16 protein-coding genes are annotated in these 21232 nt (G+C 69.7%); 10 read left to right on the top strand and 6 right to left on the bottom strand.

The annotated features are described in order from the left end of the window. Window positions 1-87: 87 nt before the first annotated feature. Window positions 88-1485 carry a hypothetical protein gene (locus tag QNI11_RS22085; protein WP_283981796.1) on the top strand — a complete coding sequence of 466 codons (1398 nt, stop codon included), beginning with the start codon at window positions 88-90 and terminating at the stop codon, window positions 1483-1485. Between the two features lie 13 nt (window positions 1486-1498). Here QNI11_RS22085 and QNI11_RS22080 read toward each other — a convergent pair whose 3' ends face one another. Next, window positions 1499-2587, bottom strand: a complete 1089-nt coding sequence (locus QNI11_RS22080; RefSeq protein WP_283981795.1) for an SHOCT domain-containing protein — start codon at window positions 2585-2587, stop codon at window positions 1499-1501. Window positions 2588-2666: 79 nt separating this feature from the next. Beyond that, a complete protein-coding gene (locus QNI11_RS22075; RefSeq protein WP_283981794.1) occupies window positions 2667-3842 on the bottom strand; it encodes a glycosyltransferase family 4 protein in 1176 nt (391 codons plus the stop codon). Between the two features lie 266 nt (window positions 3843-4108). Here QNI11_RS22075 and QNI11_RS22070 point away from each other — a divergent pair, with 266 nt between their 5' ends. The 3 genes from QNI11_RS22070 to QNI11_RS22060 all read left to right on the top strand — a co-directional run bounded on the left by QNI11_RS22070 (window position 4109) and on the right by QNI11_RS22060 (window position 8359). Continuing rightward, on the top strand, window positions 4109-5566 hold the full coding sequence (locus QNI11_RS22070) for a hypothetical protein (protein ID WP_283981793.1): 1458 nt from the start codon (window positions 4109-4111) through the stop codon (window positions 5564-5566). Beyond that, on the top strand, window positions 5563-6849 hold the full coding sequence (locus QNI11_RS22065; protein ID WP_283981792.1) for a glycosyltransferase family 4 protein: 1287 nt from the start codon (window positions 5563-5565) through the stop codon (window positions 6847-6849). Before QNI11_RS22070 ends, QNI11_RS22065 begins: the two co-directional genes overlap by 4 nt. A 247-nt stretch (window positions 6850-7096) precedes the next feature. Beyond that, the gene (locus QNI11_RS22060; RefSeq protein ID WP_100928805.1) at window positions 7097-8359 is read left to right on the top strand and encodes an MFS transporter; all 1263 of its coding nucleotides are present in this window, start codon (window positions 7097-7099) and stop codon (window positions 8357-8359) included. Window positions 8360-8362: 3 nt separating this feature from the next. On the opposite strand, the gene QNI11_RS22055 is transcribed toward QNI11_RS22060, so the two are convergent. From QNI11_RS22055 to QNI11_RS22045, 3 genes are read right to left on the bottom strand one after another with little or no spacing between them, the layout of a single operon-like run. Next, complete coding sequence (locus QNI11_RS22055; RefSeq protein WP_283981790.1) at window positions 8363-9115, bottom strand: SDR family oxidoreductase; 753 nt, start codon at window positions 9113-9115, stop codon at window positions 8363-8365. After that, the gene (locus QNI11_RS22050; protein WP_283981789.1) at window positions 9108-10625 is read right to left on the bottom strand and encodes a GMC oxidoreductase; all 1518 of its coding nucleotides are present in this window, start codon (window positions 10623-10625) and stop codon (window positions 9108-9110) included. Before QNI11_RS22050 ends, QNI11_RS22055 begins: the two co-directional genes overlap by 8 nt. Then, window positions 10622-12673 carry an acyltransferase family protein gene (locus tag QNI11_RS22045; RefSeq protein WP_283981788.1) on the bottom strand — a complete coding sequence of 684 codons (2052 nt, stop codon included), beginning with the start codon at window positions 12671-12673 and terminating at the stop codon, window positions 10622-10624. Before QNI11_RS22045 ends, QNI11_RS22050 begins: the two co-directional genes overlap by 4 nt. Window positions 12674-12850: 177 nt before the next feature. On the opposite strand from QNI11_RS22045, the gene QNI11_RS22040 reads away from it, so the two are divergent. Beyond that, entirely contained in the window at window positions 12851-13354 is a 504-nt protein-coding gene (locus QNI11_RS22040) for a serine O-acetyltransferase (RefSeq protein ID WP_100928801.1), read from the top strand. A gap of 97 nt (window positions 13355-13451) precedes the next feature. Here the strand turns inward: QNI11_RS22040 and QNI11_RS22035 are convergent, their stop codons facing one another. Further along, entirely contained in the window at window positions 13452-14216 is a 765-nt protein-coding gene (locus tag QNI11_RS22035) for a WecB/TagA/CpsF family glycosyltransferase (protein ID WP_100928800.1), read from the bottom strand. A gap of 245 nt (window positions 14217-14461) precedes the next feature. Here QNI11_RS22035 and QNI11_RS22030 point away from each other — a divergent pair, with 245 nt between their 5' ends. The 5 genes from QNI11_RS22030 (at window position 14462) to QNI11_RS22010 (ending at window position 21106) form a co-directional block, all read left to right on the top strand. Further along, on the top strand, window positions 14462-15586 hold the full coding sequence (locus QNI11_RS22030) for a Gfo/Idh/MocA family protein (protein ID WP_283981787.1): 1125 nt from the start codon (window positions 14462-14464) through the stop codon (window positions 15584-15586). A gap of 77 nt (window positions 15587-15663) precedes the next feature. Further along, the gene (locus tag QNI11_RS22025; RefSeq protein WP_283981786.1) at window positions 15664-16812 is read left to right on the top strand and encodes an NAD(P)-dependent oxidoreductase; all 1149 of its coding nucleotides are present in this window, start codon (window positions 15664-15666) and stop codon (window positions 16810-16812) included. Beyond that, window positions 16809-18050, top strand: coding sequence for a glycosyltransferase (locus tag QNI11_RS22020; RefSeq protein WP_283981785.1), 1242 nt, complete (start codon window positions 16809-16811; stop codon window positions 18048-18050). The genes QNI11_RS22025 and QNI11_RS22020 overlap by 4 nt, the downstream gene beginning before the upstream one ends. After that, the gene (locus QNI11_RS22015) at window positions 18047-19006 is read left to right on the top strand and encodes a glycosyltransferase family 2 protein (protein ID WP_283981784.1); all 960 of its coding nucleotides are present in this window, start codon (window positions 18047-18049) and stop codon (window positions 19004-19006) included. The genes QNI11_RS22020 and QNI11_RS22015 overlap by 4 nt, the downstream gene beginning before the upstream one ends. After that, window positions 19007-21106 carry an NAD-dependent epimerase/dehydratase family protein gene (locus QNI11_RS22010; RefSeq protein WP_283981783.1) on the top strand — a complete coding sequence of 700 codons (2100 nt, stop codon included), beginning with the start codon at window positions 19007-19009 and terminating at the stop codon, window positions 21104-21106. Window positions 21107-21232 lie beyond the last annotated feature (126 nt).

Here is a 21232-nt window from a genome sequence, read left to right as displayed (position 1 = left end):
TTAAGGCCAGAAAAGCGCACGCGGATCAAGTTGACCTTCCCGACCGCGCAGGTAAGGTTCTACCTATCTCGTTGAAAGGACGTCCGAATGCGCCTTGCCTTGGCCCTCATACTTCTGGGCACCCCCGCCCTTGCCGCCGACATCATCGACGGGGGCGACCCGGTGATGGGCTGCGACGTGACCCTCCGGGGGATCATCGCGCCGGGCGACACCGACAAGGCCGCTGCCGTCATCCGCGCCCGGATCAGCGACTTGGCCGCAGAGGACGGCGAACCCGCGGAGTCCTATTCCCTGACCATGTGCCTCGACAGTCCCGGCGGCTCGCTGGCAGAGGGCATCCGGCTGGCGCATTTCTTTACCGACAGCAAGACGATCACCGCCGTCCCGCGCGACACCCGCTGCGAAAGCGCCTGCGCGGTGGCCTTCCTGGGCGGCGCGGTGAACACCTACTACGCCGACGCGGGCACCGACCGGCAGACCATGCGCATCCTGCATCCGACCGCGCGGCTCGGCTTCCACTCGCCGTCACTGACGGTCGAGGACGGCAACTACACCGCCGAGACGGTCAGCCGCGCCTACGGCGTCGCGCTGGCCGGGATTGGCCAGTTGCAGCAGCTCAAGGAGAAGATCTACATCACCGACGCGCTGATGAGCATCATCCTGACCACGCCGCCGGACAGCATGACCTACCTCGAAACGGTCGGTCAGTCGGCCGCCTGGCACATACAGGTCGCGCCGGTGAAGGCGCCGGAAGAGCTGACGCGCGACCACGTCGCCACCATGTGCAACAACATGAACCGCGCCGCGCCGAAGGCCGCCGGCGCCGCCGCGCCCCTCGAGCCGGAGCTGAAGCCTGACGATATCGAGCTCTACAAGGCCGAGCCCGACGTGCCCTATATCTACGTGAGCGTCGATGCCACCTACCGCTATCCCGGCGAGGTGCCCTGTTCCTTTGGATGGCAGCCGCTGTCGGTGGACGACCATCCCACCCGGATCATGGAGGGGACGCTCGATATCTTCATGAACATGCCCTACGCGTGGTTCGCCGCGCCGGAAACGCCCCTGCCCGCCCTCGCCCGGCGCGACGACTGGACGCCGGAGGACACCGGCGGCGGCGCACCGGCCAGCACCACGGCCCGCGCGCTCTGCCTTGTGCTGCGGGACGGCGATCTGCGCGATCAGGACCCCTGCACGCTGACCCGCACCCAGCAGGGCCTCAGCGAGGTCTTCACCTTCACCTGGCCCTCCGGCGCGCGAACCGTGGTCGAAGAAACGAGCAGCGGGCCGAAGCTCAACGGCGCGGAGACGAACACCGAAAGCCTGTTCATCGCCAAGTTCTCCACCAGGGCCTTGCGCGATGCGATGGAGCGGGTGGCGGCGGCGCAGGGGATCGAGGGCAACGCCTGGCGCTGCTGGCTGAACCCGTCGTCGGGCAACAGGTTCTGCGCGCTCGACACCGAACGCGAAGGGGCGATCTTCGACTGAAGGCAGGACGGCGTCAGAGCCGCGACAGAAGCTCCGCCTTCTTCGCCTCGAATTCCTCGTCGGACAGGATGTGGATGTCCCGCAGGGCACCCAGCTTCTCCAGCGCGGCAAAGATCTCGTCGGCAGAGTTCAGCACCCGCGCCCCGGAATAGATCGAGGGCGCCTCCGGCTCCGGCCGGGGCTGCGCGAAAGGATCGTTCTCCGGCTCTGGCGCAGCCGGTGCCGACCATGCCGGTTCGCGCGCCTGCGGCTCCTCGGCTGTCGGGGACGGCTTGGGCGGTGCGAACTCCGGCGGGCGGGAGGCCTCCGGCAGTTGCGGAACCTGCGAGGATTCGGCCACGAGGGACGGCTCGTGGTCGTCCAGCGCCACCGGCCCCCATGTGCTGTCGCCCGAAGATCCGTCGTCGAGGTCGGGTGCGGCCTCCGGTGCGTCCCGGTCCGCCGTTTCTGTGGTGTCCTCATCGGGGGCGGGCGCATCCTCCGGGTCCTCGCGGACCTCCTTCAGGCTGCGCAGGTCGACGGTGCCGTACTGGCTGGTGAAGGTCCAGCTTGCGGAACTGCCCTGCTGCTGGCTGATGCCGCCGATCTCGTGGTTGCCGGTGTCATAGACCGTCACCCGCCCGGCAAGGTTGATCGCCAGCCGGTGCTTGTCGGGGAAGATCGCGTAGCTCAGGTCGTTCTGCGAGCCCTGGCTGGCGGGCTGACCCAGGCCTTCCGGCCACCAGCCCGACGCCCCGCCAAGGCCCATGCTCATGCCGCCGGACCGGCCCAGCCCCTGCGACTGGAACTGACCGCCTGTCTGTGTGCCGGCCTTCGGCGCGCTGCGCTCGAACAACGGGGTGCGCGACGCGACCTGCGCGATCTCCGTGCACAGCGCATCGACCTGCGCCTTCAGACCGTTGTTGAACATGTCGCCGACCATGGTCATGCCGCCCCAGGACCACTGGCCCATGCCGCCCAGCTCAGGAATGTCGAATTGCGCCTGTGTGCCGCCGCCGCGCAGGACCGCCTCCATCAGCGTCTGCACCGCCTCGCGGGAAACACCGTGTTGCGTGCTCAGGTCTTCGCGCAGTTGCGCGCCTGCTTCGGTGAGGCCACTCATGAACGAATCCCTTGCGTGTATCGGGTTAATCCGGCGCTACCACGGATCGACCCGAGTCTCCACCGCGTTGCCCGTCGTGTCAGGCCGAACGCCGCTGAGGGTCCCTGCGTTTCATCGCGACGGCCTCTTCCAGCAGAATTTTCACGCGTTTTCCCCATGCGTCCCAGTTCAGCCGGGTCTCGTAGATCGTGCGGGAGGTGCGGCTGAGCGCCGTGTAGCGCTCCGGCGCGGCAAGGTGTTCGCGGATGAGCCGGGCGAAATCCTCCGCCCCCGAACCGGGCGGCAGGGCATAGCCGTTCTCTCCGTCCCGGACCGGCACGCCCCCGACCCGCAGGCAGAGCGAGGGCATCCCCCAGGCCGAGGCCTCGCAGAAGGCAAAGCCATAGCTCTCGTGGGAGGGCATCACCATGAAGTGCGCCTCCCGCAGCGCGGCTTCGAACAGGGCAAGCTCTGCCGGCACCGCCTTGTCGAGGTGGGCGCGCACGGTGACGTGTTCGTTGATGTGCATGTCGGGCGGGACGCAGCCGACCACGGTCAGATGCGCGTCGACGCCCTGCGCCCGCAGCACGTTCAGCGTGTCGAAGGTCAGCGGCCCGCCCTTGGTGAACCAGTCCCTGCCCAGCACCAGCAGCCGCACGGTCCCCTTGGGGTCCAGCGCCTTCGGCCCCGACCACTCCGGCGCCTCGATCCCGGCGCCCCATTCGACGCATTTGCCCACGCCCGGCGCCAGGCCATAGCGTTCGTCCACCGCCGTCCGCAGCCACTCCGACGGCCAGAGCCCGAGGTCCAGCTGCCTCAGCACATCGGCTTCGCGCCGTTCGACCCAGCCGTCCATGACCTGCGCCAGCGGCATCGTCCGGTCGTGCGCCGCGCCGATCTCCGAACAGCGGAACACCGTCTGGACCGCGTCGGAGGTAAAGGCGCTGACCACCTGCCCCGGCACCCGCACACCCGACAACGCATGCAGCGCATAGGCACCGAAGACCACGTCGGGAGAGGTCTCCTCGAGGTAGCGCGTCACCCGCCGTCCCACGACACCGCGCAGCGCGTAATGCGCGCGCCAGCGCAGCCGCATGTTCATCCCGGTCGAGGTCGACAGGATCGCCTGCCGCACGGGCTCGGCAGGGCCCCAGTCCTGCGGCACGACCGAAACCTCGCCGACATGGCGTTCCAGCGTCTCGAAGATTCGCCGGTTGCCGCCGGAATAGATGTTCCGGTCCTCGGGCGGCATGTCTGTCAGGTAGGCAATGCGCAACGTGTTGTTCCCGGAAATGCCAAAAGGGATAGGAAACCGCCCTGCACGGGCAATCCGGCGATAGTATGGCACCCCGCGGACCATGTTTCCAACCTTGCAACGGCGTGACCGGTTCCGCACAACCCGCCCAGCTTTCCTTACAATCGGCGCATTGCCGACGCGACTTTGCCCGACGCCGCTGCTATCAGGCGGGCACCGGGGTCCATCAGGCGGGCACCGGCCCGCCCGCGCACCCGTTCCGCAGCACGAAGGCCCGCAGCGCCCCGATGCCCAATCCGATCGCCTTCCTTGCCCTCGCCAGCTTTCCGCTGGTGGTTGCGGTGCTCTACGGACGGCTGCCCGCGGACCGGGCGCTGATCTGGTCGATCCTCGCCGGCTATCTCTTCCTGCCCGAACCGCCCGCCGTCTTCGACTTTCCCGCCGCCCCCCCGCTGTCGAAGCACAACATCCCGGCGCTGATGGCCTTTGCCCTCGCCATGTGGCGCCACGGGCCGCAGGGATCGCTGCTGCCGCTCTCCCTGCTGGGCAAGGCGCTGGTGCTGATCTTCATCCTGTCGCCCGCCGTAACCGTCCTCACGAACGGCGAGCCAGTGTTCTGGGGGCAGGTCGGCCTGCCGGGGCTGGGCCTCAAGGACATCCTGGCGCTGACCATCCAGCAGTTCCTGTTCCTCCTGCCCTTCCTCATGGCGCGCCAGTTCCTTGCCAGCGGCGGTGCCCAGCGCGAGCTTCTGAAGGCGCTGATGATCGGCGGGCTGGTCTATTCGTTCCTGATGCTGATCGAGATCCGGCTTTCGCCGCAGCTCAACCTCTGGGTCTACGGCTTCTACCAGCACCAGTTCGGGCAAAGCGTGCGCTTCGGCGGATACCGCCCGGTGGTCTTCCTGTACCACGGGCTGTGGGTCGCGTTTTACACCTTCATGGCAGTGATCGCCGCCTGGGGCCTGTGGCGATTTTCAGCGGGCCGGAACGGGGCGAAGCTCCTGCTGGCCGCGCTCTGGCTGACCACGGTGCTGGTCCTTGCCAAGTCCCTCGGCGCGATGATCTTCCTCATCGCGCTGGCGCCGCTGGTCGTCCTCGCGCCCGCGCGCCTGCAGGTCCGCATCGCGATCCTGATCGGCGTTCTGGCGCTGGCCTACCCGCTGCTCAAGGGCGCGGCGCTGATCCCGGAGGAAACGCTGCTGGCGCGCGCCGCCGCCATCGACCCGGACCGCGCCGCCTCCCTCCGGTTCCGCTTCACGAACGAGAACACGCTGCTCGACCGCGCCTACCTGAAACCGCTGTTCGGCTGGGGAAGCTGGGGGCGCAACCACATCCTAGACCCGGTGACCGGCTTCATCCTGACCGTCACGGACGGGCGCTGGATCATCACCATCGGCGTCTACGGCTGGGTGGGCTTCGCCGCCGAGTTCGGCTTGATCCTGCTGCCGCTCCTCCTGATCGGGCGCGAAGTGCGGCTTGCTCGGTCGCAGGTTTCGCCGCTTGTCGGGCCGCTGTCGCTGATGCTGGCGGCGAACCTGGCCGACATGATCCCCAACGCCACGCTGACGCCGCTTACATGGCTGATCGTCGGGGCGCTCACCGGCTATGCCGAAAGCCTGCGGGCCGAACGCCTCAGGCCCGCATCCGCCGACAGCCGGAACATCTCAACCGCCGACCCAGAACAGACCGGCGCGCCCGCCCCCGGCTGGCGCCCGGTCATCGGCGCGCCGAAGGAAAGCCGATGACCCGCGTTCTTGCCGTGGCCGAGGCGGCCAACCCCGAATGGGTCAGCGTGCCGCTTGTCGGCTGGTCGCTCGCCTCTGCCCTGCGCGAGGTCGCCGATGTCCACATCGTCACCCAGACCCGCAACCGCGACGCCTTCCTGCGTGCCGGGATGCGCGAGGGCACCGATTTCACCGCCATCGACTCCGAGGCCATCGCCCGCCCCATGTGGAAGCTGGCGGAAAAGCTGCGCCTCGACAGCGGAAAGGGCTGGACCACGCTGCAGGCGGTCAACGCGCTGTCCTATCCCTACTTCGAACGGCTGATCTGGAGGCGCTTCGGCGACGACATCCGGCGCGGCGCCTATGACATCGTGCACCGCATCACGCCGCTTTCGCCGACCTCGCCCTCTCCGCTGGCGGCCAAATGTGGCCGCGCGGGCGTGCCCTTTGTCCTCGGGCCGCTGAACGGCGGCGTGCCCTGGCCAAAGGCGTTCGACGCCGAACGCCGGGCCGAGAAGGAGTGGCTCTCCTACGTGCGCGGCGCCTACAAGCTGCTGCCGGGCCGCCGCGCCACGCTGACCAACGCCAGCGCGATCCTCGCCGGGTCGCGCCACACCGCGTCGGAGGTTCCCGACCACCTGCAGGACCGCGTGATCTGGCTGCCGGAGAACGGCATCGACCCCACGCGCTTTTCGCGCATTGCGGCGCCGCAACCCGGCAAGCTGCGCGCCGCCTTCGTCGGACGGCTCGTGCCTTACAAGGGCCCGGACATGCTGCTGGAGGCCGCGGCCCCGCTGCTGCGCGACGACCGCATGACGCTCGACATCATCGGCGACGGCCCGATGATGCCCGACCTGCGTGCGCAGGCCGACCGGCTGGGCATCGGCGCGGCGCTCACCTTCCACGGCTGGCAGGCGCACGAACAGGTGCAGGACATCCTCGCCACGTGCCACCTGCTCTCCTTCCCCTCGATCCGCGAATTCGGCGGCGGCGTGGTGCTGGAGGCGATGGCGCTGGGCGTCGTGCCGCTGATCGTCGACTACGCCGGGCCCGGAGAGCTGGTGGACGACGCGACCGGCCTCAAGGTGCCCTGCGGCGCGCGCGAGCAGATCGTCGACGGTTTCGCCCGGAAATTGGCCCGTCTGGCCGAGGCGCCGGAACAGCTTGCCCCCATGGCCGCCGCAGCGCGCGCCCGCGTGCAGCGCGACTTCCTCTGGTCCGCCAAGGCGCGGCAGGTGGCCCGGGTCTACGACTGGGTGCGCGCCGGCAGGCCCGCACCAAAACCCGACCTGTTCGGGGACTGAAGGCGCAGCCGTCGCCGCCCCCCGGGACAGAAATATCCATCAGCGCAAGCGGCAAAGGACGGACCCGAAGGCCCGCGCCCTCCGCACCCACATGGCGGCACACCCTCAGCCCCGGACACCGAAAACCCCGCCCCGTGTCGCGTTCAGACCATGAGGTCGCGCCCGGGGCAGAGCGCCGCCCGCCGCTGCGCCAAGGTGCGCGGCACAGGACCCTGCCCGGCCGCAGGCCCAGACGACGAGTGCCCCCATGTTCGAACGCCGCATCCCCGAATGGCTCCGCCACGCCCCCGCCCCGTCCGTGAGGGGGTTCGCCACGCTCGCCGGGTGCGAGGCGGTGGCGCGGGGGATGCTGATCTCCGTCTTTCCCGTGGCGCTCTACGACGCGCTGCAGGACGCCGGCGAGGTCAGCGCAATCTACTTCGCCATCGGCCTCGTCTCGCTGCTGGTCGGGCTGCTCGTGCCCTTCGTCAACCGCTTCATCCCGCGCCGCGTGGTCTATGCCATGGGCGCGCTGTCCTTCGTCACCGGCGCGGGGCTGGCGGCCACCGGCGGGGCGGCGGCGCTGATCGCCGGGCTTGTGCTCGTCTCTTCCGCGACGGTGGTCTGCTTCGTCTGCTTCAACGCCTACGTGCTGGACTACATCGCCCGGGTCGAGCTCGGCCGGTGCGAGACGTTGCGCCTGTTCTACTCCGCCCTGGGCTGGACCATCGGGCCGGTGACCGGCGTCACCCTCTGGACCGTCTGGCGGCCCGCGCCCTTCCTCATCGCGGCGCTGGCGGCGGCGGCGATGCTGGCGGTCTTCCTCTACATGCGGCTCGGCAACGGCAAGCTCATCACCCGCGCCCGCCGCGCCACGCCGAACCCGCTGGCCTACCTCGGGCGGTTCCTGCAGCAGCCGCGCCTGATCTCCGGCTGGCTCTTCGCGGTGATCCGGTCCTGCGGCTGGTGGGTCTACATCGTCTACCTGCCGATCTTCGCGGTGGAGAACGGGCTGGGCGACCGGCTGGGCGGCGTTCTCGCCTCCACCACCAACATGGCGCTCTTCGCCTCGCCGCTGATGCTGCGCTGGGTGCAGGCCCGGTCGGTCCGGGGCGCGGTGCGCACCGGCTTCATGGCCTGCACGCTGCTGTTCCTCGCCGCGGGCCTGTCGGGCGCGCTGCCGTGGATCGCCATCGCCGCGCTGTTCTCGGCCAGCATCTTCCTGATCCTGCTCGACATCTGCGGCGGCCTGCCCTTCCTCATGGCGGTCAAGCCCTCCGAACGCACGGAAATGTCGGCGATCTATTCGTCCTTCCGCGACGTGTCGGGCATCCTGACGCCGGGCGTCGCATGGGTCATCCTGCTGGCCGCGCCGGTGCCCGCCGTCTTCGCCGCCGCCGGCGCCGCAAGTCTCATCGCGTGGCGCATCGCGGGCCACCTGCACCCGAGGCTGGGCGAACACCGCATCCGCTTCCCGGAAGAAGCCCCGCCGCGCGTTCCCGCCGGAACGCCGCTGCCTTCGCAGCAGTAGGCGTCAGAGCACCCGGGGCCTCCGCCGCCGCATCAGGACCATGTCGCGGACCTTCGCCTTCATCCCGCGGGGCGGCAGGATCTCGCGGTCCATCTCGAACACCGATCCGCTGTAGGAGACATCCCCCTTCAGCGCCAGCCGCACGCCCCACTCGGCCGAAACCTCGGGCGCCACGCCATCCGGGATGCCCATGGTCGTCGCCAGCATCCCCGGCATCCAGTCCGACACCACGATCCCCGGCAGCCGGTCGCCCAGATCGGCCAGCAAAGCGCGGGTGAAGATCCGCGCCGCGCCCTTCGACACCGAGTAGGCAGAGGACGCGGGCAACGGATTCAGGTCGGCAAAGGTCGCCACGTTCAGGATACGCCCCCGCCCGCGCGGCGCCATGTCCTCCAGAACCGCGCGGGTGCAGTTCACCACCCCGCCGAGGTTCACACCCACGGTCGCGGCAAAGCTCTCACCGCTTTCGGCAAGGATGTCCCGGCGGGGATAGACAGCGGCGTTGTTGACCAGCACCGCCACCGGCCCGAGCGTGGCAAAGCCCGCCTGCACAGCGCCCCAGTCGGCCACGTCCATCGGCAGGGCGGTGAAGTCCGGCCCGCACAGGCCCGCCGTCTCTTCCAGCGCCTCCGCCCGCCGCCCGGTGCCGACCACGCGGAATCCCCGGCCCGCGAAGGCCGCCGCCATCGCGCGGCCAAGGCCGGAACCCGCGCCCGTCACCACGACGCATCCGTCCTTCGGCGTGAAGTCAGTCATCCGCTCCCATCCCCCCGGCCACGTGCAGCGCGAAGGCCGCGATTGTCAGGCTCGGGTTCACCCCCATCGACGTCGGCATGAAGGAGGCATCCGCCACCCAAAGGTTGTCGACATCGTGCGCCCGCCCGTCGGGCCGCAGGACGGAGGATGCCGGATCGGTCCCGAACCGCAAGGTCCCGCAGGGATGCCCCCAGTTCAGGTCCGGTGCAAAGCCGAGGAACATCCGCCTCTGCCCGCGGAAGGCATGCCGGATCGCCTTGCGGAACGCCTGCCGCCGCGCCTTCAGTTCGTCGTGCAGGGTGTAATGCACCGCGCCGTCCGCACCGACCCGGTTCTCCCGGTAGGGCAGGTCCTCCATCAGCCCGACGAAGATCTGCGCCGAACCCATCAGCTTCTGCGCCAGCGCAGCGGGCAGGCGGGACAGCGGCGCCAGCCGGGACAGACCCCGCGCCGCCAGCATCCGGTTCAGGTAGAACACCGTCTCGCCATAGGACGCGCGGATGCCCATGGCCTGCACCGTGCCCAGCCGCTGCCCTTCGAGGTGATAGAGATCGCGGAGCGAGATCGCCTTCGTCGCCGCCCCCTCCACCCCGGGCCACAGCGCGAACATCTCGTTGAGGTGGAACATCAGGTTGCGCCCCACAAGGCCGGAGCGGTTGGCGACCCCCTCCGCCCAGCCCTCGCAGGCCGAGCGCAGCAGCACCGCGGGCGACCCGAGCGCCCCCGCCGCCAGCACGTAGCGCCGCGCGGTGAAGCGGCGGGTTTCGCCGTCCACCCGTGCCTCCACCCCCGCAACCCGGGCGCCGTCCATCACCAGCCGCGTGACCTCCGCCCCGGTCAGAAGCTGCGCCCCGGCGGCCAGCGCCGGTTCCACCCCGGCGGAACGCCCGTCCATCTTGCAGGCGCGCGGGCATTTGCGGCCAAGGCACATGGCGCAGCCCTCCAGCCGCTCCACCCCGGTGTGCGCGTGGTAGGGATGCAGCCCCGCCTTGCGGAACCGCGCCATCATCGCCGCCTCCACCCCCGTGAGGTCCGGCGCCGCGCGCAGCGGCAGGGGGACCTCGGACGACAGCGGGTCGGGCGTGCCGTAGACGCGGTACATCTGTGCCGCCTTCGCGTAGAAAGGCGCCAGCGCGTCGAAGCCCAGCGGCCAGCCGCCCGTGGGATGCGGGCGTCCCGGCACATCCTCGAGGTCATGGCGTTCGGGCCGTTCCAGCGTCGCCGCGTAAAACACCGACGACCCGCCCGGCCCCGCACCCCGCGGCGCGTAGAACGCCTGCGCGACACCGTCCACCGTGACCGACAGCGGCTCAGGCCAGAGGCCACGGGTCGCGCGCGCCTCCGGCACGAAGATCTCCGACAGGCCGTTTTCGGCGCTGCGCACGTCGGCCAGCCCCTTTTCGAGGAACAGCACCTTCTGCCCGGCCTCCGCCAGCGCGCGGCCGATGGTGCCGCCGCCGATGCCGGCGCCGATCACCACGGCGTCCCACTCAGCCTCCCAGTGGGTCATCCTTCGGTGGCGCCGGTCTGCGCCGCCTCCGACGCGAGGCCCTCGAAGAGCGGGGCGAAAAGATCGCGCACCCGCAGCGCGGCCGCGTTGGTCACATGGTTGTTGTCGAAGAACTGGCCCACGCCGTCCACCACCGCCGAACAGCGCGTGTCGTCGCAGAACCGCGGCCAGGGATCGATCAGCGCGACCCGGCCCTCTGCCGCCAGCGCCTGCCACGGCAGGTCCGCCTGCGCCGCGCGATCCGCCAATGCGGTGCGGTCGACCTCGGGCTCGGTCCTCGGCGGGGCGGCGAAGGGCAGCCCGGCATGGGCCGCCTCCCGCGCCGCGCGGCGGCTGTCGTAAAGCGGGATCTCCGGCGGCTGCCTCAGGACAAGGATGCGGTCGAAGTAGCGTTCCAGATGCGCGACCGTGGCCTCGGCGGCGCGCGACACGACCGAAGCCTGCGCCTCCCCCACCTCTTCCGGGCCGGTGGTCGGGTAGATGGCGATGCGGTTCGCGGCGTCCAGCCCGCTGCCCGTGCCCTCGGCGTAGTACCCCCAGCGCCCGACCAGCAGCACCGCCTCGACGCTGCCCAGCCGCGCGAAGCTCTGCTTGATCTGGGTGTTGGCCTGCGTGCAGGCGGTGTTCTGCGCCGGGGTCGCGGCGGTCTCGACTTTGCGGATGTCGATCAGCGGCGGACAGCCCGCGCGCCACAGGATGATCCCCGGCACTCCGGCCTCGTGCGCCGCCATGTCCAGCCCCTCCTTGAAGGCGCGCAGGTGGCTGTCGCCCCAGACCAGCACCTTCGGCGGGCCGTCCGGGCCGATCGGGCAGACCTCCAGCCCGTCGAGCGGCAGCTGGTCGGCCACGTAGCACCGGCTGAAATCCTGCAGGAAGTCGCCGGACGCCGCGATATGCACCGCCGCCTCCGGCCCGAAGCGCTGCGGCAGCCCGTCCTTGAGGTAGACGTAACCGCCGAACGCCAGCGCGGCGGCAGAGGCGCCCAGCGTCCCGAACAGCACCGCCCAGCCCGGCAGGCGTTCGGCCCGGCGCACGGGCTGTTCGACGAACCGCCACGACAGCCAGGCCAGCGCCACCGACAGGGCCATCCAGACCACCGCCTCGGCGGGGTGGGCATAGCCGTCGCGCAGGTAGCTGGACAGCACGAAGACCGGCCAGTGCCAGAGATAGAGCGAATAGGAGATCAGGCCGAAGAAGCGCAGCACCGGCAGGCGCAGCATGGCGCTGACGCCATGTGTCCCGTTGCCTGTCGACAGCAGCATCAGGGTGCCCGCCACCGGCAGGATCGCCAGCAGCCCCGGGAACAGCGGACCTGCGGGGATGAAGACCACCGAGACCAGCGCCAGCAACAGGCCGATCCACGCGAAGGGCGTCCAGCCCTGCCAGTCGGACTGCCTGCGGTGGCCCCAGATCGCCAGCAGCACGCCGCTCAGAAGCTCCCACGCGCGGAACGGGAAGAGGAAGAAGGTCGCGGTCGGATAGGCCGGGGTCAGCAGGACGCAGGCCGCCAGCGAGACCGCCCAGATCGCCACCAGCGCCCCCAGAAGGCCCCAGCGCCAGCGCGCCAGCACAAGGATCAGCAGCGGCAGGAAGATGTAGAACTGTTCCTCCACCGCCAGCGACCATGTGTGCAGCAGGGGCTTGTCGTGGGCCGCCACGTCGAAATAGCCGGTTTGCCGGAAGAACAGCACGTTCGACAGGTAGACGGTGGAAGCGATGGCGGTCTTGCCGAACTCCCGGAACTCGAAGGGCAGCATCAGCACCCAGGCGGCGGCGGCGGTGACCGCCAGCATGGTGAAGAAGGCGGGCGCAAGACGGCGGAACCGGCGCAGGTAGAAGTGCCTCAGCCGGACCCGGCCCGTGGCGTCGTATTCGCGCCAGAGGATGCCGCCGATCAGGAAGCCCGAGATGACGAAGAAGATGTCGACCCCGGTGAAGCCCCCGGCGAGCGGCACGCCGAAATGGTAGAGCACGACGGACAGGACAGCGATGGCCCGCAAGCCGTCGATGTCACCGCGGTAGGGCGGATGGCGGGTCTGCGAAGTCATTGTCCTGCCGGTTTCTCCGGTTGCTCGAAACATCCTGCCTCCGCCTGCGGGAATCCGCGCTGCGGGACAATGGTAAACACTGTAATGCGACGGGCCTCTGCGGTCCTCTGTTGCGTTTGAAAGCAGGATAACCCATTTCAGGGCAGGAGTGTGGCAGATCGAAGGCCCCGGGACGGAATGCAGCAGGACACACGGATTTCAGCCGACGTGCCCGACTGGTCGCGCGAGCGGATCGACACCTTCTGGGAGCCGGGCAAGAAGCTGATCCGGGCGGTGCGCCGCTATCAGCACTGGCGCGGACGTGGCGCCTTTGGCCGGCTGGTGTCGAAATACTGGGTGGCGAACCACTGGTTCTGGTCGCTGATGACCCAGTCCGAACTGCACCTGACGACCGAGATCGGCGGCGGCCTGCGCTTGACCCATCCCACTGGCATCATCGTGCACCCGAGGGCGCGCATCGGCGTGAACTGCATGATCTTCCACCAGGTGACCCTGGCCGGGCCGGTGGTGCTGGGCGGTCACGTGGACGTGGGCGCCGGTGCCAAGCTGCTGGGTCCCCTGACCGTGGGCGACCACGCGGTGATCGGCGCCAACGCGGTGGTGACCCGCGACGTGCCCGCCGGTGCGACGGTGGCCGGCAACCCGGCGCGGGTGATTTCCGGCGGTACCACGGACGCATAAGTGTTTCGGCCCGCCTGCGGCGGCCCGACCCGCCGGGAGAGGCGTTGCCTCCCCCGGACCCCCTCCAAGGTATTTGGGCCAAGATGAAGGAGGCGGGTCAGCCGTTGCGGGCGCGCAGGCGCATGGCCAGGGCCTTTGCCGCCTCGACGGGCAGGATGGCCAGGCATTTCAGGTAGCGCGGGCCAAGGCGGCGCGGGTTCGAAGCCGCCCGCCAGAGCCATTCCATCGAGAACCGGCGCACCAGCGCCGGGGCGCGGTTCTGGGTGCCTGCGAAGAAGTCGAGCCCGGCGCCGATGGAGGCGAAGCCCACCTCCGGCGCCCGGGTGCGTCCGAAGGCGGCGAAGGTCTCCTGCTTCGGCGCGCCCAGCGCCACGAAGCACAGCCGCGCGCCGGAGTCTGCGATCTCGGCCAGGTAGGCCTCCGCCAGCTCGCCCTTTGGGTCGAAGCCCATGCGCGGAGCGATGCAGCAGGCCACGGTGAGGTCGCGCACCTCGCGTTCGAGGTATTCCTTCGCGGCCTTCAGCACCGCGTCGGTCGCGCCGAAAAGCGCCACCTGCACGCCCTGCTGCGCGGCGATGCGTGCCAGCGGCAGGATCGCCTCGGACCCCGGGATCAGTGATACCGGGCGCCCGGCCAGCTTCGACATCCAGACGATCGGGTTGCCGTCGGCCACCACGAAGTCCTGCGCGGCATAGGTCACACGGAACTCGGGCGAGGCGCGCAGCTTCACCAGGTGGTCCAGGTTGATCGTGGCGAGCGCGAACCCGCGTCTTTGTGCGAATCTCTCCCGCACCCGCGCTTCGAGCACGGCCCACGTCGGCACGTTGACGCGGATGGGAAGGTCCTCGATCCGGAATTCCATGACAGCCTCTTTGTCCCCGCGTGATCCATAGCCCGGATCGGCGGCACATGCCGTGCCGAAACTGCAACATGGGCCGCAAAAAACGTGCGAATGATGCTGCGCCGCCGCAGCGCAGCGGGTTTGACGCGCGGATGCCGTCTTATGGCCATGTTTGGCTGCAAGCGAAGGGTCAATGGTTAAGGGGGTCCGCTGGTGGTTGCGGAACATTGGACAATCGGGGTGCGTGGCGCCGCAAGGGTGGCGGCATGACGGACAGGGTTCTGTTGCTCGGCTGCGGGTTCGTGGCCGACCTTTACGCGCGGTCGCTCGCCACGTTCCCGGGGATCGAGGTCGCCGGGGTCTACGACATCGACGCGGGCCGGCTGCGGGCCTTCTGCGCGCACTGGTCCCTGCCTGCCGCTGAGTCGTTCGAGGCGCTGCTGGACATGGCGCCCGGCGCACTGGTGCTGAACCTCACCAATCCCGGCGCGCATTTCGAGACCTCGCGCGCCTGCCTCGACGCCGGGCACCCGGTCTATTCCGAAAAGCCGCTGGCCATGACGTTGGAGGACGCGAAGGCCCTGCACGCGCTGGCGGCAGAGAAGGGGCTGCCGCTGGCCTCCGCCCCCTGTTCGGCGCTGGGCGAGGCGGCGCAGACTCTGGGCCGTGCGCTGCGCGACGGCGTGGCCGGGACACCGCGCGCGATCTACGCGGAGCTCGACGACGGCTTCATCCCGCAGGCGGCCTACGACAAATGGCTGTCGGAATCAGGTGCGCCCTGGCCCGCGGAGGACGAGTTCCGCGTCGGCTGCACACTGGAACACGCGGGCTATTACCTGACCTGGCTGATCTCGTGGTTCGGGCCGGTGCGCACGCTGGTCGCGGCCTCGGCCGAGACGATCCCCGACAAGGGCGGCCATGGCCCTTCGGCGCCGGACCTGTCGGTGGCGGTGCTCTATTTCGAGAACGGGCCGGTGACGCGGCTGACCTGTTCCATCGTCGCGCCGCACGACCATTCGATCCGCATCGTGGGGGACAAGGGGGTGTTGTCCTGCGACGCCGCGTGGGACAATGCCGCGAAGGTGCGCTTTGCCCGGCGTCTCACTATCCGGCGTCGCCTGATGGAATCGCCGGTGAAGCGCCGCATCCGGCTGAAGCAGCCGACCCATCCGAAGGTGGCGCGCTGGGGGGCGGCCGCGATGAACTTTGCGCTCGGACCCGCCGAGGTGCTGGAGGCGCTGCGCGAGGGGCGCCCCTGCCGCCTGTCGAACGACATGGCCCTGCACCTGACGGAGGTCACGCTGGCGATCCAGAACGCGGGCGAGACGACGGGCGCGCAACGCATGACGACGACCTGCGCGCCGATGGAGCCGATGCCATGGGCAAAGTGAGACCGGAGCATCAAGAAGGCAAAGTGAAACCGGAGCATCAAGAAGGCGAAGTGAGACCGGAGCTTCAGCACGGCGGAATGAAACCGCAGGAACGGTCCGGCGACGAGAAACCGGACCGCACACAGACACAAGCCCAACCGGAAAGGCAGGCAACCGAAGTGACACCGGAGCAAGGCAAAGCGGCAAAGGACAGCGCCTCCGCCCGCCCGGGCGAGGACGAGGCCCGCCTCGCGCCCGCAGCGCCCGGTCCGCGCATCGTCGTCACCGGCGCCAGCGGTTTCCTCGGGCGCGCCTGCGTGGCCGAGGCTCGGCGCCACGACCTGCCCGTGCTCGCTGTCACCCGCGGCGCGCCCCTGCCCGGCTGGGCCGACGACGCGGGCATCGCGACCCTGCAACTGGACCTCACTGCGCCGGAGGCCGCCGACCGGCTGACCGGGGCGCTCACCGAAGACAGCGCCCTGATCCATGCCGCAGCCCACCTTGGCGACGATGCGCAGGCGCTGGCCCGCGACACGCTGCAGGCCAACCGCGCGGTCCATGCCGCATGGACGGCCAAGGCGCCGCGCCTTGTGCTGATCTCCTCCCTCGCGGTCTACGACACCGACCGGCTGCACCCGTGTGACGCGCTGAGGGAATCGAGCGCGCTGATCCCCCTGCCCGACGCCACCCTGCGCGGTGCGCGCGATCCCTATGCCGGGGCGAAACGCCTGCAGGAGGCGATGTTCCTCTTCGACGACGCGCTCGACGACGACTGGATCCTGCGGCCCGGCGCGATCTGGGGACCGGGCCGGTCATGGCACGCCCTCCAGGGTTTCTGGGCGTCGAAGCTCTTCGTCACCATCGGGTCGGAGGGCGAGCTGCCGCTGGCCCATGTCGACCACGTCGCCCGCATCGCGGTAGAAGCGGCCCGCACCCCGACCCCCGGACCGGGCGTGCTGAACGTCTTCGACCACGACCGCCCGACCCGCGCGCGCTTCCTGAAGGCGCACCGCAAGGTGCACGGCTGGCCGCGGCTGAACGTGACGGTGCCCTACACCCTCTGGTCCGCCATGGTCCGCCTGCTGCGCCCCGTTGCGCACAAGCTGCCCGGGCTCTTCCGCGAACCCGTGCTGCGCGCCCGGATGATGCCGCTGCGCTATCCGACGGACCGGCTGCAGAGCGCCTTCCCCGGCAAGGGCCCCCGGTTCGAGGATCTGATGACCGCCACGCGGGAGGGCAGCGCATGACCCTGCCGAAACTCGCCTACCTGACCGGCGAATACCCCCGCGCTTCCGACACCTTCATCCAGCGCGAGGTGGCGGGCCTGCGGGCGCTGGGGCACGAGGTCATGACCTGCTCGATCCGCACCACCGGCGCCGAACACCTCGTCGGCCCGGAACAGCGCGAGGAGCACAAGCGCACCTTCAAGGTCTTGGCCGCCTGCAAGGGGCCGCGCCTGCTGTCCGCGCACCTGCGCTGGATGGCCCGGCCGAAACGCTACCTGCGGACGCTCCGGCTGGCATGGCAGACCGCGCCCAAGGGGCTGAAAGGCCGGCTCTACAACCTGATCTACTTCGCCGAGGCGGGCGTGCTGGCCGACCACATGGCCCGCAACGGCGTAACGCACCTGCACAACCACATCGCCAAGGCGTCCTGCACGGTGGCGATGCTGGCGTCCGAACTCTCGGGCATCCCCTACAGCTTTACCATCCACGGGCCGGACATCTTCTTCGAACCGCACCACTGGCGGATCGACGAAAAGGCCGCGCGCGCGCGTTTCGTCGCCTGCATCAGCGACTTCGCCCGCTCGCAGCTCATGTGCTTTGCCGACCAGATGCACTGGGACCGCTTCCACGTCATCCATTGCGGCGTCGACCCGGCCCGCTACACCGCCGCACCGCACGACGGCGAAAGCCTGCTGTTCACCGGGCGCATGGCGGCGGTGAAGGGCGTGCCGGTGCTGCTGCAGGCCATGGCCGAACTGAAGCCGAAGTACCCCAATCTCAGGCTCACGCTGATCGGCGACGGGCCGGAACGGGTGGGCATCGACGCACTGGCCCGCCAGCTCGACCTGCACACCTGCGTCACCTTCCTCGGCTACCGCAGCCAGGCAGAGGTGGCAGAGGCACTGGCCGGGGCCGACATCTTCACCCTGCCCAGCTTTGCCGAGGGCGTGCCCGTGGTGCTGATGGAGGCGCTGGCCTCCGGCGTGCCGGTCGTCACCACGCAGATCGCGGGCGTGCCGGAACTGGTGGAAAACGGCGAGACCGGGCTCTTGGTGCCGCCGGGCGATCCCGATGCGCTGGCCGCCGCCATCGCCACGCTGCTGGACGACCCCGACCGCCGCCGCGCCATGGGGGCAAAGGGCGCCGCGAAGGTCGCCGCCGACTTCGACGTGGCGCAGGAGGCCGCGCGCCTCTCCACCCTCTTCACCGCCTATGCGGAAGACAAGAAGCCGCCGAAACGTCCGGAGCCGCGCCCATGACCCCCGTCGATGTCGTCCTGATCGGCCGCAACGAAGGGGACCGGCTGAAGGCCGCGCTGGCCTCCGTCGCCGGGCAGGCGCGGCAGATCGTCTATGTCGATTCCGGGTCGACCGACGACAGCGTGGCCGCCGCCGAACGCGCCGGTGCAAAGGTCGTCAACCTCGACATGACCCGCCCCTTCACCGCCGCCCGCGCCCGCAACGCCGGGTTCGACGCGCTCGACGCGCCGGAATACGTGCAGTTCATCGACGGCGACTGCGCGCTGGTGCCCGGCTACCTCGACGCCGCGCGCGCCTTCCTCGACCTGAACCCCGGCACGGGCATGGTCACCGGCTGGCGGTCGGAGATCCACCGCGACGCCACGCTCTACAACCAGCTCTGCGACTGGGAATGGCGCCGTCCCGCGGGCGAGATCGCGGCCTGCGGCGGCGACATGATGGTGCGGGCGCAGCTCTGGCGCGACGTGGACGGCATGAACCCCGACGTGATCGCCGCCGAGGACGACGAGGTCTGCGTGCGCTTCCGCAAGGCGGGCTGGACGCTGCACCGCATCCCGCACGAGATGACGCGCCACGACGCCGCCATGACCCGCTTCGGCCAGTGGTGGACCCGGGCGGTGCGCACCGGCCACGGATTTGCGCAGGTCGGCCACCTGCATCCCGAATACTTCGTCCGCGAACGCCGCCGTGTGCTGGTCTACGGCCTGGCGCTGCCGCTGCTGTTCCTCGCCGGGCTGCTGACCACCCTCTGGCTGTCCGCCGCGGTCCTCGCCATCTATGCGCTGAACTACGTGCGGACGGCTCAGGGGCTGATCCGCGACGGGCTGCCCGCCGCACAGGCCTGGCGGCACAGCCTCCTGCTCACCCTGTCCAAGATTCCAAACCTCATCGGCATGGCCCGGTTCCACACGCGACGCGTGCGGCGGTCGGACATGCGCATCATCGAGTACAAGTAAATGTCGAAAACCATTCCCATCGGCCTGATCGGCGCCGGATACATCGCAGACTGGCACGCGGACGCCCTGAAGGCGACGCCGGGGGTGCGGATCGCCGCCGTCTGCGACCCCCGCGAATCGGCCGCGCAGGCCCTCGCGCAACAACATGGCGCGCAAGTATTCACAACTGTGCAGAAAATGATCGAAGCGCGCGTTTGCGAGGCGGTCCACGTCCTCACCCCGCCCAACCTGCACGAGCCCATTGCGACAGAATGTCTCTCTGCGGGACTTCATGTGCTTGTGGAAAAGCCTGTTGCCGAATCAAGCGCCGCGACCCGGCGAATCGCCGAAGCCGCGCAGGCGGCGGGCCGTTTCTTTGCACCCGGTCACAACTTCCTCGGGCTGCCGTCTTACCGCAGGTTGAAAGACGCGATGCAGGCAGGGGATTACGGCCGGATTCACACCGCCGAGATCACATGGGCCCTGCCGCTCGCCCCGCTGCGCTCCGGCCCGTACAACCTGTGGCTGTTGAGGAAGCCGGAGAACCTGCTCCTCGAACTGGGGCCGCACCTCTTTGCCTTCGCCCACGACCTCTTCGGCCCGGTGACCGTCACCCATGCGGAGGCAGGGCACCCCGTGATGCTCCCGGGCGACGATCCGCGCCCGCAGTCCTTCCGCATTCTCGCCCGCGCGGGCCACGTCAACCTGCTCTTCCAGATCGCCATGGTCGAGACCGTGGATGACCGCTCCGTCACGCTGCGCGGCTCCTCCGCCCGGGCGCGGCTCGACTACGCCTCCGACGTGCTGACCGTCGAACGGGAAAACGCCGCCGACCTCGTGATGAACCCGCTCCGCCGGCAGCTCGACCTCTCCGGCCAGCACCTGAAGAACGGCCTGCGCAACGCCTGGACGCAGGGCCGGTCGCTCAACACGAAGAACCCCTACGCGCAAAGCTTCCGGGGCATGGACGCCGCGATCTACGGCGCCATGGCGCAGGGCAGGCAGGACCCGTCCTTCTCCGCCGACAGCGCCGTGGCCGTCATGCAGGCCATCGACGACGCCATCACGCTGCTGCCCGACGCGGCCAAGCAGGTGGCGACGCCGCCCGTCGCCTCCCGCAGGCCGCAGCCCACCGCCATGGTCATCGGCGGCACCGGCTTCATCGGGCGCGCGCTGACCCGCCGCCTCGTCGACAACGGCTATGACGTGCGCGTCCTGTCCCGCGGCAAAAGCGGCCCCTTCCCAGACCTGCCCAACAGCGTCGAGACGGTGGGCGTCAGCCTCTACGACCTCGACGCGCTGACAGAGGCGATGCAGGGCATCGAGGTGGTCTTCAACCTCGCCCGCTCGCTCGAAGGGACATGGTCCGACGCGCTGATCCACGATGTCGGCGTCGCCACCCGCATCGGCATGGCCTGCGAAAAGGCCGGCGTGAAGCGGCTGATCTACACCGGCACCATCGCCTCCTACGACATGTCCGACCCGACACGGACCATCACGGAGGTCACGCCCTTCCCCGCCGACATGACCGACCGCAACATGTACGCCCGGTCCAAGGCCGAATGCGAACGCCAGCTCATGAAGCTCCACAAGGAGCGCGGCCTGCCTCTGGTCATCGCCCGCCCCGGCATCGTCGTCGGCCCCGGCGGTCCGCTCCAGCACTGGGGCATCGCCCGCTGGCACGGCGCGGGGGCGGCGCGCATCTGGGGCCCGGGCACCAACACCCTGCCCTTCGTGCTGAACGACGACATCGCCGACGGGCTGATCGCCATGATCGACGCGCCGGTGGTGGGCGAAAGCTTCAACCTGACGGGCGAACCGATGCTGACCGCGCGCGACTACTTCGACGCGATCAACGACCGGCTCGGCGCGCGCATCCGTGTGTCCTCGGGCAACCTGACGGCCTTCTACGCCTCGGACGCGGTGAAATACCTGCTGAAGAAGCACGCGCTGCGCCGCAAGGGCGTGGTCCGTCCCTCGCTGGCCGACTGGAAAAGCCGGGCGCATTTCTCGCCCTTCGACAACGCCAAGCCGAAGGCACGGCTGGGCTGGCAACCCGAGGCAGACCGCGCGCGTTTCATCGACCGGGCCATCGGCGAGGCCGGGCTGTTCGGCTTCTGACGGTGGTGTGATGGTGCCGCTTGGTAAACAATCCCTTCGGATCACCATATTATGGCCAGATTCAACTGGTCTAACGGGTCTGAGCATTTGCGCCCGTCCGAGGGGCGCAGAGATATCAACCGGCGC

The sequence above is a fragment of the Sagittula sp. MA-2 genome (assembly GCF_030126985.1).
In the GTDB taxonomy this organism is placed as follows: domain Bacteria; phylum Pseudomonadota; class Alphaproteobacteria; order Rhodobacterales; family Rhodobacteraceae; genus Sagittula.
Note: the sequence above shows the minus strand (reverse complement) of the source record. Positions and strands in the feature narration are given on the sequence as shown.

Bases quoted from the DNA above. Each gene is read 5' to 3' on its own strand.
- QNI11_RS22010 (WP_283981783.1), top strand. From the start codon at position 19,007: ATGTCGAAAACCATTCCCATCGGCCTGATCGGCGCCGGATACATCGCA.
- QNI11_RS22050 (WP_283981789.1), bottom strand. From the start codon at position 10,625: ATGACCCACTGGGAGGCTGAGTGGGACGCCGTGGTGATCGGCGCCGGC.
- QNI11_RS22085 (WP_283981796.1), top strand. From the start codon at position 88: ATGCGCCTTGCCTTGGCCCTCATACTTCTGGGCACCCCCGCCCTTGCC.
- QNI11_RS22035 (WP_100928800.1), bottom strand. From the start codon at position 14,216: ATGGAATTCCGGATCGAGGACCTTCCCATCCGCGTCAACGTGCCGACG.
- QNI11_RS22060 (WP_100928805.1), top strand. From the start codon at position 7,097: ATGTTCGAACGCCGCATCCCCGAATGGCTCCGCCACGCCCCCGCCCCG.
- QNI11_RS22080 (WP_283981795.1), bottom strand. From the start codon at position 2,587: ATGAGTGGCCTCACCGAAGCAGGCGCGCAACTGCGCGAAGACCTGAGC.
- QNI11_RS22065 (WP_283981792.1), top strand. From the start codon at position 5,563: ATGACCCGCGTTCTTGCCGTGGCCGAGGCGGCCAACCCCGAATGGGTC.
- QNI11_RS22025 (WP_283981786.1), top strand. From the start codon at position 15,664: ATGAAACCGCAGGAACGGTCCGGCGACGAGAAACCGGACCGCACACAG.
- QNI11_RS22070 (WP_283981793.1), top strand. From the start codon at position 4,109: ATGCCCAATCCGATCGCCTTCCTTGCCCTCGCCAGCTTTCCGCTGGTG.
- QNI11_RS22055 (WP_283981790.1), bottom strand. From the start codon at position 9,115: ATGACTGACTTCACGCCGAAGGACGGATGCGTCGTGGTGACGGGCGCG.
- QNI11_RS22020 (WP_283981785.1), top strand. From the start codon at position 16,809: ATGACCCTGCCGAAACTCGCCTACCTGACCGGCGAATACCCCCGCGCT.
- QNI11_RS22045 (WP_283981788.1), bottom strand. From the start codon at position 12,673: ATGACTTCGCAGACCCGCCATCCGCCCTACCGCGGTGACATCGACGGC.
- QNI11_RS22030 (WP_283981787.1), top strand. From the start codon at position 14,462: ATGACGGACAGGGTTCTGTTGCTCGGCTGCGGGTTCGTGGCCGACCTT.
- QNI11_RS22015 (WP_283981784.1), top strand. From the start codon at position 18,047: ATGACCCCCGTCGATGTCGTCCTGATCGGCCGCAACGAAGGGGACCGG.
- QNI11_RS22040 (WP_100928801.1), top strand. From the start codon at position 12,851: ATGCAGCAGGACACACGGATTTCAGCCGACGTGCCCGACTGGTCGCGC.